The sequence below is a fragment of the Pleomorphochaeta naphthae genome, from assembly GCF_055396005.1.
Window position 1 is genome coordinate 2,320,900 of record NZ_AP042457.1, and the last position, 13,747, is coordinate 2,334,646.

A 13,747-nucleotide genomic window follows, 5' to 3' on the forward strand; every position below is an offset into this window, starting at 1 on the left:
TGTCCCTAGTTGTACGTAGTTGACTTTTATTTATGGTTGTGCTAATATGTCAATGAGGAGATTTAATCATGTATTTAACTAAGTTAAAAGAAAAAGCTACTGGTAAAACTAGATTGTTTTATCAACATCAAGTTAGAGATAAAGTAACTAAGAAAAAAAAGACTATTACTGTTAAAGATTTAGGTTATCTTGAAGACTATTTAGATAAATATGATGATCCTATCCAACATTTTAAAGATGAATTACAAAAAGAAAGAGATATTAAAAACAAACTTAAGAAAAAACAGGATGTTGTTAATATTACTTTAGTTAGAGATGCTATTCTTCCATACAATGAATTGAGTGGTAAATTTTCTAGAATAATTAATACTGGCGATTTTTATATATTATGGGCATTAAATCAATTTGGAGTAATTGATTTTTTACGTAAAGAACAAAAAAAATTAAATATTGAATTTAGTTTAGAATCTTTTATGAAATTAATGATATATAAAAGAATTTTAGATCCTGGTTCAAAATTAAAAGCTTGGCAAACAAAAGATTGTTTTTTCGAACACTTTGATTTACAAAAACATGATATCTATAGAGGTTTAACACAAATAGCAGCACTTAAAGATTCTTTACTAATAGATATAAACAAAACTATGGTGAATAAACATAAAAGAGATACTTCTTTTATGTTTTATGATGTAACAAATGTACATTTTGAAATAGAAGATGAAGATGGTCATAGAATGAGAGGTGTATCAAAAAGTCATAAACCTTTACCAATTGTGCAAGTAGGTATGTTTATGGATAAAGAAGGACTCCCTGTTTGGTTTGATACATATGATGGGAATACCAATGATTGTATTACTTTTTTACCTTCCTTTAAAAAAGTACAGAAATTAATGAGCTTAGATCATGCAATATATGTAGCAGATAAAGCTATGCATACGGGAGATAATATTGCAAATATTATTGCAAATCAGTGTGGTTATGTAATTAGTGAAAGTGCAAGAAAATGTTCAAAAAAATTAAAGAAAGTATTATTAGATCCTTCTGGATATATTACATATGATAAAACTCTTAATAAATACATAGATGTTCCACTAACAGATGAAGGAGAGATTGACTTCTCTGAAATAGACTTTATGTTTAAAGAATATGACATGATGCATAATATTAAATTAACAAATCTAGATGGTAAAAAAACAAGTATTAGTAACTTTCCAAGAAAGAAAATTATCTATTGGAGTAAAAAGTATAGTGAAAGAGCAAAAATAGAGAGACAGAGTGCATTAATGAAAGCAGAATTAGCATCACACTCTAAAACCAAATCTGTAATAGATAATAACTATGGTAGTAATAAATATCTTAAAACAAAAGTTAAAGATAAAAATGGTAAAGAAATTGAAGAGTGGAAGGCTGAAGTTCGTTTTGATAATAAAAAGTTAGAAGAAGAAGAACTGCTTGATGGTTATTATATTATTGAAACAAATGTTATTGGAGTTGAAAAAGAAGAAAAAGATAAAGATTTAGATTGGACTTCTAGGTGGAACTCAAAGACTATGCAATTACAATTGAATAAAGAAGTAAATACTCATGAAATTATTGATATGTATAGAGGTCTATGGCAGATAGAAGAATGTTTTAGAATAACAAAATCAGAGTTAGATTTAAGACCAGTATATGTAAGTAAAGAGAATCACATAGAAGCGCATGTACTAATATGTATGCTTTCATTAATGGTAATTAGATATTTAAACAAAACAACAGAAAATAAATTCACTACTAGTGAATTGTTAGAAGGATTAAGAGACGCTAGTGTGTCTAAGTTAGATGGATTCAATTATCTAACAAATAATTATTCAAATGTACTAAAGGAATTAAAAAATAAAACAGGTATAGATTTAAGTTGGAATGTATTAAAAAAAAGTGACATTACAAAAATACAGAAAATTTTAAAAGTTAAATAAACACTAAGGACATTTTATTTGGGCTAACTACTTATGCTACAAGTAATTAACCCTTTTTGCTGCAAAAGACAGGATAAATTAATACATCATACTACTATTTTTGTCAACTCTCCAATTTATGTTTTTAACCGAAATTTTTTGAAATTTTATTTAATTTCTTTCCCAGTAACTAAATAAAAATATTTTTATTAAAATAATCTTTTTTTCAATATGCATTTTATGCATAAAATTACATATTATATTAATAAAAAATTAATAAAATGCTAGACAAGGATGACACTTTTCAATAATATCCTTATTAAGACAAAGAAGTCTAATTAGCGTTTTAACACTATATTATATATAAAAATAAAATAAAAAGATTGAACAAAGACGTTCATAGTTAGGATAACTATGGGCGTTTTTTCATTTTAGACTTATTGATTTTGGAATCATAAGGAGAAAAGTAATGGACCGAATAAAAAAAGAAGGGGAGATACGTATCCCCTCAGGATGCGCAATTAGCGGTATCTTTTCAAAAAAAGGCAGAAGATTTTCTGGCCAGATTGCAATAGATTCAATAAAACTTATGCACGATAGATCAAACGGCTTGGGCGGCGGTTTTGCAGGTTATGGTATATATCCTGAATATAAGGAGTATTATGCTTTCCATATATTTTATATGGACTCTATAGCTAAAAAGGAATGCTTAAAATTTCTAGAAGAACATTTTGATATGATAAACCTTTCAAAAATTCCAACAAGAAAAATTCCTTCTATTACTGATGAACCTATGATTTGGAGATATTTTTTAGCACCTCTTCCAACTAAATTAGCTGAAAGTCAATTAGATGAAGAAGAATATGTAGCAAGATGTACTATAAATGTAAACACCCATATAAAAGGTGCATTTATCGTATCTTCAGGTAAAAACATGGGTGTTTTTAAAGCTCAAGGATATCCTGAAAATGTTGGCAGATTTTACAGACTTGAAGAATATAGTGGCTATAGTTGGACAGCTCATGGTAGATACCCTACAAATACTCCAGGTTGGTGGGGTGGCGCTCACCCTTTTTCTCTACTTAAATACTCAGTAGTACATAATGGAGAAATTTCAAGTTACGATGCTAATAGAAGATATATTGAAATGTTTGGTTATAAATGTAATTTACAAACAGATACTGAAGTAATTACATATATGATAGATTTCTTAAACAGAAAGAAAAACATCGATATAAAAACAGTCGCTCATATATTAGCAGCCCCTTTCTGGAGCACAATCGAAAGAATGGATGAAAAAGATAAATTAGAATACAAATATCTTAGAAATAATTATGAAAGTTTTCTTATTACAGGACCTTTTTCTATAATAGTAAGCTACAACAATGGCTTAATGGCATTAAATGACAGACTAAAATTACGCTCGTTAGTAGTCGGAACTAAGGATGATATGGTTTATATGGCAAGTGAAGAAGAAGCCATTAGAGTTATTGCTCCAGAATTAGATTCCATCTATTTCCCCAAAGGAGGGGAACCTTACATTGTTGAGCTAGATAAGGAGGTTCAATAACCTATGAAAGTAAATTTAATTCAAAGTGAATATGAAGTTATAAGAGATCAAAATAGATGTATAAACTGTAGACTTTGCGAAAAGCAATGCTCAAATGGTGTTAACTATTACGATAAAAAGCTAAAAGTAATGCTAAGTGATGAGTCAAAATGTGTAAATTGTCATCGCTGTGTAGCTGTTTGTCCCACACATGCTTTAAAAATAGTAAAATCAGATCATTGTTTTAAAACAAATTCTAACTGGAGTAAACACGATATAACTAATATCTTTAGACAAGCTCAAACAGGAGGAGTTTTATTAGCTTCAATGGGAACACCAAAAGAATATCCAGTTTATTGGGATAAGATTCTAATTAACGCTTCCCAAGTTACAAACCCTTCTATTGACCCCTTAAGAGAACCAATGGAAACTAGAACTTTCCTTGGTAAGAAAAAATTAGACTTAGAATATGATGAAAATCATAACATTATTTTAGATACAAAACCTCAAATGGAATTAAGCCTTCCAATCATGTTCAGTGCTATGAGCTATGGATCTATTAGCTATAATGCTCATAAAGCTCTAGCTACTGCTGCACAAGAACTTGGCACTTTTTACAACACTGGAGAAGGCGGTCTTCATGAAGATTTTTATGTTTATGGTGAAAACACTATAGTTCAAGTTGCTTCTGGTAGATTTGGAGTACACCCAAAATATCTAGATGCTGGAAAAGCTATTGAAATAAAAATGGGACAAGGAGCAAAACCTGGAATTGGTGGACACCTACCTGGAAGAAAAATCACTGATGAAGTTTCTAAAACCAGAATGATACCTCAAGGAAGCGATGCTATTAGTCCAGCTCCTCACCATGACATTTACTCTATCGAAGATTTAAGACAATTGGTTTATATGCTTAAAGAAACAACAAATTATAAGAAACCAATAATTGTTAAAATAGCTGCAGTTCATAATGTTGGAGCAATTGCTAGTGGAATAGCTCGTTGTGGTGCTGACATAATCGCAATTGATGGCTTTAGAGGTGGTACTGGTGCTGCTCCTCTTAGAATTAGAGATAATGTTGGAATTCCTATCGAATTAGCTCTAGCCGCTGTTGATAAGAGACTTAGAGAAGAAGGTATTAGAAACGAAGTTAGCTTAGTTGTCGGAGGAACTATTAGATCTTCTGCAGACGTTGTAAAAGCTATAGCTCTAGGCGCTGATGCTGTATATATTGCAACAAGTGCCCTTATCGCCCTAGGTTGTCATCTTTGTAGAAGTTGTCACTTAGGAAAATGTAACTGGGGAATTGCTACCCAAATCAAAGAACTTGAAAGTAGATTAGATCCTGAAGAAGGGGCTAAAAACCTAGTCAACTTAATTACCGCTTGGAGAAGAGAAATCAAAGAGATGATGGGTGGAATGGGTATTAACTCAATCGAAGCTTTAAAAGGAAACAGATTAATGCTAAGAGGAATTGGGTTAAGCGAAAAAGAATTAGAGATTCTAGGAATTCAGCATGCTGGTGAATAGAGAATTTTATCAGGAGTAATAAATAATGCAAAAAATAACAGTTAATCATATGAGTTTTAAAAATTTAAACAGTCTAATTAGGGATGATAATGAAACTTCATTCGAATTAGACGATGTCCATGGCCAGCGATACATTGGCGCTGGAATGCAAAATAAACATATTACTATTAAAGGTATCCCTGGAAACGCTTTAGGAGCTTGTCTCGATGAAGGTAGTAAAATAGTAGTTAAAAACGACTGCCAAGATGCTACTGGAGACACTATGAATGAAGGCGAAATTATAGTTCGTGGTAACTGTGGAGACACTGCAGGATATTCAATGCGTGGTGGTAAAATTTTAATCAAAGAATCAGCTGGCTATAGAGCAGGAATTCATATGAAAGCCTATAATGATAAACAACCAGTTCTTGTTATTGGAGACAGAGCAGGAAGTTTTTTAGGAGAATATTTAGCTGGGGGCTTAATTATTGTTTTAGGATTAAATCAAAATGGAAAATGTCCAGTTGGTAATTTCTGTGGTACAGGTATGCATGGAGGTAAGATTTTTTTAAGAAGTGATGAATTACCAAAAGATTTACCTAAACAAGTAGTAACTAGAAAAGCAACAAAAGATGATATAGAATCAATAAAAGATATAATTAATCAATTTTGTAATGAATTTTCCTTTGACAAAGACCTTGTTTTTAATGCAAACTTTTATGTATTGGAACCTAATTCAACTTTACCATATAAACAACATTACACAGCAATCTAACTTAGGAGGGTGCTATGGCTAACATGCAATATGAAATTTCTTCTTTCATTGAAGAAAATAATGTTAAATTCATTAGATTAGCTTTTTGTGATATCTTAGGGAATCTTAAAAATATCTCAATAAGCAGTGATGAACTTGATAGAGCTTTTAGCACAGGTATTTCATTTGATGCTTCATCAATAAAAGTTTTTTTATCAGTTGAACAAAGTGATTTACTCTTATTTCCTGATCCAGAGACATTACAAGTACTCCCATGGAGACCTTCAAGCGGAAAAGTTGTGATGATGTTTTGTGATATTAAATATCCTGACTTCACACCTTTCGAAGGTGATGGAAGATATCTTATTAAATCGTTCGTAAATAAAGCAAAAAAATTAGGCTATACTTTTAAAATAGGAAGTGAATGTGAATTCTACCTATTCAAATTAAACGATGATGGAAATCCAAGTTTTATTCCACTCGACAATGGAACCTATTTAGATGTTGCCCCAAATGATAAGGGAGAAAATATTCGAAGAGATATTTGTTTAACACTTCAAGATATGGGCTTTCATACAGAAAGATCTCACCATGAAAGTGGACCTGGTCAAATGGAAGTTGATTTTACTTATGGTAATTTATTAAATTCTGCAGATAATTTAATTACATTTAAAAGTGTAGTTAAATCTACAGCAACTCTTAATGGATTGTTTGCTTCATTTTTACCAAAACCATTAGAGAAAAAAAGTGGAAATGGAATGCATGTAAACATGTCTATAAGATCTGATGAAGATATGGATGATCAACAAGTTAGAGAGTACATGATTGCTGGCATATTAAATAGAATAAAAGATATGACAATCTTCTCTTCTCCTATCTACAACTCTTATCAAAGACTTGGTCAATTTGAAGCACCAAATCGCATTGGATGGGGCTATGGAAATAGATCTACAACAATCAGAATTCCAAAAACTCAGGGAAGATATAGTAGATTAGAGGTTAGAACCCCTGATACAAGTGCTAACCCTTATATTATTTATACTTTAATTTGTGAGGCGGCTTTAGAAGGAATCAAAAATAAGGAGACTCCTCCCCCTTCTATAGAAACTAACGCATTTGTAGAAAGTGAAGGCTCCTTCTTACCTTCTACTATGCAGCAGGCAATAAATTTAGCCGAAAAAAGTGAGTTTCTGAAAAAAGTGTTACCAAAGAAGCTTCTAGATTCATATTTAAATGTTAAAAAATGTGAATTAGAAGAATATAAGCATTGTGAACATATAAGCACTCTAACAGAGGAAAAATATTTCCCAATATATTAAAGGTAAATCAATAGTGTTTGAATTTGAAAAGATTTTAATTGTATCAGCAAATGGTAAAGGTCATATGAATTTAAAATCACTTCTAACAAAAAATGGAGTGAAAGGTTCAATGACCTCTTGTTTTTCCTGCAGTAAAGCAAGGCAAGAAATCCTATCGGTTGATTTTAATTTAATAATTATAGATGCTCCTTTAAATGATGAAAATGGAATTGATTTGGCGATGAGCATTTCAAAAAGCTCACTTTCCTTGGTAATTCTTATTGTTGAAGAAAGATATATTGGTGATATTGCACTAAGAGTTGGAAAAGAAGGCGTTTTACTACTTGGCAAACCTATTATTTCTCCACTATTATTCCAAAGTCTTGTTCTATGCAACTCTGTTAATATCAGACTTAGGGGAATTGCTAATGAGAACAAAAAACTAAGAAGAAAATTAGAAGAAATTAAAATCGTAAATAGAGCTAAATTTCTAATAATTGAACGATTAAAATTTGATGAACAAAAAGCCCATAGATATATAGAAAAAAGGGCAATGGACCAAAGGAAAAGCAAAGGGGAGATTGCAAAAGAGATCCTCAAGACATATCAACAATAATTATTTAGGAGAAAATAATGACTAAGCATATTTTTGTAACTGGGGGAGTTGTTTCAGGCCTCGGTAAAGGGATTACCGCGGCCTCACTAGGACGACTTTTAAAGAACCGTGGACTTAAAGTTACCGCTCAAAAACTTGATCCTTATATGAATGTAGACCCAGGAACTATGAGCCCATTTCAACATGGAGAAGTATTTGTAACTGAAGATGGTGCTGAAACAGACTTAGATTTAGGACATTATGAGAGATTTATCGACGAAAACCTCAACAAGTATTCAAATCTTACAAGTGGTAAATGTTATTTTAATGTTCTTGAAAAAGAGAGACGCGGAGAATATTTAGGTTCAACAGTTCAAATAATTCCCCACGTTACTAATGAAATTAAAAATTTTATTTATTCAATTGAAGAAAAGACAAATGCTGATGTAGTTATTACCGAAATCGGTGGAACAACTGGAGATATCGAATCCCAGCCTTTCCTTGAAGCAATTAGACAAGTAAGCCATGAAGTGGGTCCTGATAATTGTTTATTCATCCATGTAACCTTAGTTCCCTTTTTAAGTGGTAGTAATGAACATAAGAGTAAACCAACACAACACTCTGTAAAAGAATTGATGACAACTGGTATCTTCCCTGACATCATCGTAACAAGAAGTGATAGACCTTTAGAAAAATCTATTAAAGAAAAAATAGCTCTATTCTGTAATGTAAAAAAAGATTGTGTTATAGAGAATAGAACTTTAAATGTATTGTATGAAGCCCCTCTAATGTTACATGATGAAAAGCTTGACGATATCGTTTGCAGAGAACTTAACCTACACACAAAAGAATGTGATCTAACTCGATGGAATGCTATGATTGATAGAATCACAAAAGCTAATAAAGAAATAAACATCTCATTAGTTGGTAAATATATTCAACTACACGATGCTTATCTCTCAGTTATGGAAGCACTTAAACACAGTGCTTGGGAAATTGGCTGTACTGTAAATTTAAGCTGGGTAGATAGTGAAACACTAACAAAAGACAATATTGATGAAAAACTAAAAGATTGTGATGGTATAATCGTTCCTGGAGGCTTTGGAAACAGGGGCATTGAAGGAATGATTTTAAGTGCAAATTTTGCACAAGATAAGAAAATACCATATTTTGGTATCTGTCTTGGAATGCAAATCGCAGTCATGAGTTATGCTAGAAAAGTCCTAAAATGGGAAGATGCTAATTCAAGTGAATTTGATCAAAATACAACTCATCCAGTTATTGATTTAATGGAAGATCAAGTAGACATCTCAAATAAAGGTGGAACTATGAGACTTGGAGCATATCCTTGTAAATTAGTAGAAAACACAGTCTTGAAAAAACTATATAACAATCAAGATGTTATCTATGAGAGACATAGACATCGTTATGAATTCAACAATAAGTTTAGAGATGATTTAGTTAATTCCGGATTAACTATTACAGGAATAAGTCCTGATAACAGTTTAGTTGAAGCAATTGAAATAAAAGATCATCCTTTCTTCTTAGGCGTTCAATATCATCCTGAATTTAAAAGTAGACCAAATAATACAAATCCTTGTTTTAATGGTTTCATACAAGCTGCTAAAACTAAAAGATACAATTAAAATAATCGAGTAGGAGGGTTTCTCACGAAACCGTCCTCTCACACCACCATGTCATACCGTTCGGTAACGGGCGGTTTATCAAACATAACGCTCGATGTTGAAGTAGTGCCAATCTTCTTTTAATAATTTAAGGCCTTCTTCTTCATCTGCCATTCTTTTTGCTAAGAAGTCAAAGTAAATGATATCTTTTTCTTTGGCTTCTTCATTCTTTTCAACATATAATCTTAATCCATCAATTAGTTTTAGTTTTTCTTGTAGAATTTTATTTGTTAACACATTATTTATTGCTCCAGACATTTTCCAATAACTTCTTGAGCTGTAATAATATTTCTTCAATTTCCATTCTTCAGCTTCTAAAAGTCTCAATTGATGTTTTCGATTTTTACTAGTCTTCCAAATTTTATAGGCATACTGTCTAACTCTTCTTCGTGTCCACTCCATTATATCTCTAAACTTCCTTTTTATAGTACTTTTAGCATAATAGTTTATCCAGCCTCTAAGCAAACTATTCAATTCAGCAATTACTCTTTCTAATGAGACCCATCTGTTTCTCTTAGTAATTTCTCTTATCCTAGTTTTTAGTTTGTCTAGACTTTTATCCCGTGGAACACATCTACCGAGTTTTAATACTCCATCATCTATTTTCTTTCCTCTTGTTTGAAACACAAATCCAAGAATTTTAGCTCCTTCTGCTCTACCTGCTTTAGTCTTCTCTTTGTTTACTGTCAATTGTAATTTCTTTTCTAAGAACTTAATCGCATTATCTCTTATTCTTAGAGATGACATCTTTGATTTCGCAAAAAGCTGAATGTCGTCGGCATAACGAATAATCTTAACTCCTCTCTTCTCCATTTCTTTATCAAAAGGTGTTAGATAGATATTTGATAATATTGGACTTATTACTCCACCTTGTGGAGTGCCTACATTTGTTTCAACTTTAAATCCATTGTACATGACTCCAGATTTAAGAGAACTAAATATTAATCTTCTAATATCCTTATCTTCTAATGTTTCATATACTAAGCCCATTAGCTTATCATGATTAACCGTGTCGAAAAACTTAGACAAATCCATATCTACTACATATTTATAGCCTTCAGCTATATATATTTGTGCTTGTCTTACAGCATCTTCTGCACTTCTGTTTGGTCTATAACCATAACTAAAGGCTGAAAATGTTGGCTCAAACAATGGCGTAATTACCTGTACTACTAATTGTTGTACAAATCTATCTAGTACTGTTGGTATTCCAAGCATTCTAGTTTTAACATTATCTTTGGGTATATCTACCCTTTTAACAGCTTTAAATTTGTACTTACGTGATATTATCCTACTTTTGATATCTTTGATATTTGAATCTAAATATGTATCTAACCCACCTACATTCATTCCATCAATTCCAGCAGCTCCACCATTCTTTTTAACTTTGATAAAAGCAGCTTTTAGATTCTCATTGGAGAGTAGTTTCTCACACAATTCAGTATTTGGTAATTGCGGATTATCTTTCCTCATCATTTCTTTCCTTTTCTATTTTTGCATTCTTGTTCTTCATTTTACCTTTGAGCTTCGACTTAACATAACCCATACTTCCAACTTATCTACATGCTAATAGTAAGACTTTTCATATTTTGAAAAGAATTCGATATTCAGGCCTTCACAATTCTCCAAAATTGCTACTATGCCATCTGCTGACTTCTGTAATACATGTTCACACATTACTGTATGAATTGTTGTTATCATTGGTAATATTTAGGCCTCTCCAACGTATTACAGACCTCCCCAGTTAAGAACAACATCTTTCGTTTCATGTGGACTAAAGATTTACCTATTATAATTTTGGCTGGACTTCATCACTTATTAAAAACTCATCCTCATAATCGGCCTTATATCTTGTTTCTGTTCGTAGCCCCGAAACTTTGCCTTAGGCTTCCTTCACACAGCACCTCACGATACTGCACTTGCCATCAACTAGTGGTTATTTCATTTTTTTTTAAATGAAATTGCCAAACCCACAGGTCGAGTAGAATTCATCAGCCATTTATCTCCGGTATAAATGCAACTGATGAAGACCCTCACAGAACCGCACGTGCGCTATTAACGCATACGGCTCTTCATTTTAACCTTTTAGAAACTTACCATATTTGAACATAGATTCTTGGAATAGCAATTGGGTTAAATTTCACTATTTGCTGGAATTTCTCCCAGTTCATTTTGTGCTTTTGCCCTCTTCTTTGAAGAGTCCTAAGTAATCGCTTAACACAAAAGCATCGAAATTTACTCATAGCTTTGCTATTTCCATTTACTCCATAGTATCGATAATGTCCTATAAGCTTTCTATTGAGTTTATTAATTATCTCAATAACTGGTATATGCATTTGTGATTCTATCCATAGTTTTACTTCTTGTCTTTTAGCTTTTAATTTCTTTGGGCTGGTAATTATGGCTACTTTGTAATAACCATTTCTTGTTTTACCATTGATAAATTTAAAACCAAGAAATTCAAATGTTTCTTTTGATTTAGAATTTCTTCCAAATGGAATTATTCTAGTTTTCTCAGTTGCAACTTCCAATTCAAATTTAGCTAATCGCTTTGGTAATACAGCATAGAACTTCTTTGCATCTTCTTCATATTCAAAAGTTGCAAGAAAATCATCAGCATACCTAAATATGAAAGCTTTGCCTTTCATCCTAGGTCTTACTACCTTTTCAAACCATAAATCTAAAACATAATGTAAATACACATTTGCTAATACTGGAGATAAGTTACCACCTTGTATTGCACCTTTATCAGTTTCAAAGAACTTTCCTTCTTCCATTACTCCTGCTATCAAAAATCTCTTTATATATCTAAGAAAATTCTTATCGTTGATGTCATTTTCTAAAAATTTCATTAACCAATCATGAGATAGATTATCAAAGAAGCCTTTAATATCAGCTTCAACAATCCAGTTAATATTATTTCTCATAATATTATGATTAATATCTCTAATAACATCATGACAGCTTTTATTTGGTCGAAAGCCATATGAAGTAGATAAAAATCTAGGTTCATATACATTAGTTAATACATCTGCCATAACTTTTTGTACTAGTTTATCTTCATAGGATACTATTCCTAAAGGTCTAAGTTTTCCATTAAGTTTTGGAATGTATTTCCTCTTTGTAGGTTTAGGATGATATTTAAAGCTTTTCATACGATTACATAAATCTTTTAAATTTTCAAATAGATTGTCATTGTATTCATCTTTAGTAATATTATCTATTCCTACTGCTTTGTTCTTCATTTGTTGTAAATGGGCTTCATAAAGATTCCTTTCACTAACATAATGCATTAAGGTTTGTAACTTCTCATCCAAATGCTTTAAGGATGTTTCCCTAATTCTATTTGCTTCATTTTCCATCATATTATTATTAGCCTCCAGTACTAATGATGTTTCAACGCCTAGAAACGTTTAAAATGTCTCCCCCTTCGCTCCGCTTACTTTCATAAGTTTCATCACTACTATGAGTAAATCCGACTTCTTTCCTTCCATAAAGAATATTTTAGTTTTCACACCTCAATACTCTCTTAGCAAATATTTACAAAAGGTTAAGACCTCCCAGGTACACTATATATACCTTATGTGCTCGCCATGCCTTACAATCCCGAGGGAATCTCCAAAACCTCGCATTAACGGTTTCTTCTTGTTGTCTGCTGCCAGTCCAAAAGCATCGACTTCCCTTTGTCTGTGTAACGGGACTAAAACAGCTTCAGTTACCTTACGGCTCTCACACTCCTTTACCTACGCTTAAATCTAATATTTCTATTTCGACTCCAAGGCTAAGTTCCAGTGATTTGCTAAATCTTACTGGAGTTGGTATTTCACCAACTTATATATATAGCGCCGAACTGGCGCACTGGACTTTCACCACCTAGATGTTGCCCATGCTGGGCAAACAATAACAAACCTCTTGCAATAAAAGGCAAGAGGTTTGTTTAAACTAATAATTAATTTCTATTATATGTTTTCTATTATCTACAATATATGGAATAGATAACTTAAAATTGTTTGAATCAATCCAAGGTATCAAAACAAATTCATCATTTAAAATCTGCTTTCTTACATAGCCAACGGCAACATACCTTTGTTTATATACAGCCTTACTTTTTAACTTAATATTAGTAACTTTAATTGAATGAGCTTTTGATAGAGCATCATCAACTTTCATTATATTAACATTTTCACCATCTTTAGTTAGAACTTTTGCTTCAGTGATTAATATTAATATATCTTTGTTACTTTTATTTTGAATCGTAATTTCAAACTCTTTTTGCTCAAAATCCTCAGTATTAATTATTAGAGATAGGTTTTCATCTTTAACCATATTAGTGGTTGAAGAATCTATACTTGAACATGATACTAAAATAAAAAATAACCCAATCAATAAAAATGAGTAAGGTATTTTTTTCATATCTAAT

General features: G+C 31.6%; 10 protein-coding genes. 7 read left to right on the plus strand and 3 right to left on the minus strand.

Annotated features, from left to right (window positions below; translation table 11 throughout):
- The first annotated feature begins 68 nt into the window (after nt 1-68).
- The 7 genes from ACZ5SO_RS10610 to ACZ5SO_RS10640 all read left to right on the plus strand — a co-directional run bounded on the left by ACZ5SO_RS10610 (nt 69) and on the right by ACZ5SO_RS10640 (nt 9,288).
- Nucleotides 69-1,958 carry an IS1634 family transposase gene (locus ACZ5SO_RS10610; RefSeq protein ID WP_464624514.1) on the plus strand — a complete coding sequence of 630 codons (1,890 nt, stop codon included), beginning with the start codon at nt 69-71 and terminating at the stop codon, nt 1,956-1,958.
- A 448-nt stretch (nt 1,959-2,406) separates the two neighbouring features.
- Nucleotides 2,407-3,507, plus strand: a complete 1,101-nt coding sequence (locus tag ACZ5SO_RS10615; protein WP_464624515.1) for a class II glutamine amidotransferase — start codon at nt 2,407-2,409, stop codon at nt 3,505-3,507.
- Nucleotides 3,508-3,510: 3 nt separating this feature from the next.
- Nucleotides 3,511-5,016: a glutamate synthase-related protein gene (locus ACZ5SO_RS10620; protein ID WP_464624516.1), complete on the plus strand. Its 1,506-nt coding sequence runs from the start codon at nt 3,511-3,513 to the stop codon at nt 5,014-5,016.
- Between the two features lie 25 nt (nt 5,017-5,041).
- Entirely contained in the window at nt 5,042-5,770 is a 729-nt protein-coding gene (locus ACZ5SO_RS10625; RefSeq protein ID WP_464624517.1) for a GltB/FmdC/FwdC-like GXGXG domain-containing protein, read from the plus strand.
- A 14-nt stretch (nt 5,771-5,784) separates the two neighbouring features.
- Nucleotides 5,785-7,068: a glutamine synthetase family protein gene (locus ACZ5SO_RS10630; RefSeq protein WP_464624518.1), complete on the plus strand. Its 1,284-nt coding sequence runs from the start codon at nt 5,785-5,787 to the stop codon at nt 7,066-7,068.
- A gap of 13 nt (nt 7,069-7,081) precedes the next feature.
- Nucleotides 7,082-7,663: an ANTAR domain-containing response regulator gene (locus ACZ5SO_RS10635; RefSeq protein ID WP_464624520.1), complete on the plus strand. Its 582-nt coding sequence runs from the start codon at nt 7,082-7,084 to the stop codon at nt 7,661-7,663.
- A 17-nt stretch (nt 7,664-7,680) separates the two neighbouring features.
- Nucleotides 7,681-9,288: a CTP synthase gene (locus tag ACZ5SO_RS10640; RefSeq protein WP_464624521.1), complete on the plus strand. Its 1,608-nt coding sequence runs from the start codon at nt 7,681-7,683 to the stop codon at nt 9,286-9,288.
- A 78-nt stretch (nt 9,289-9,366) separates the two neighbouring features.
- Here ACZ5SO_RS10640 and ltrA (ACZ5SO_RS10645) read toward each other — a convergent pair whose 3' ends face one another.
- The 3 genes from ltrA (ACZ5SO_RS10645) to ACZ5SO_RS10655 form a co-directional block, all read right to left on the minus strand.
- Complete coding sequence (ltrA, locus tag ACZ5SO_RS10645) at nt 9,367-10,800, minus strand: group II intron reverse transcriptase/maturase (RefSeq protein ID WP_464624522.1); 1,434 nt, start codon at nt 10,798-10,800, stop codon at nt 9,367-9,369.
- Between the two features lie 620 nt (nt 10,801-11,420).
- Complete coding sequence (ltrA, locus tag ACZ5SO_RS10650; RefSeq protein WP_464624523.1) at nt 11,421-12,692, minus strand: group II intron reverse transcriptase/maturase; 1,272 nt, start codon at nt 12,690-12,692, stop codon at nt 11,421-11,423.
- 577 nt (nt 12,693-13,269) lie between these two features.
- On the minus strand, nt 13,270-13,740 hold the full coding sequence (locus ACZ5SO_RS10655) for a hypothetical protein (RefSeq protein WP_464624524.1): 471 nt from the start codon (nt 13,738-13,740) through the stop codon (nt 13,270-13,272).
- Between the last annotated feature and the right edge of the window lie 7 nt (nt 13,741-13,747).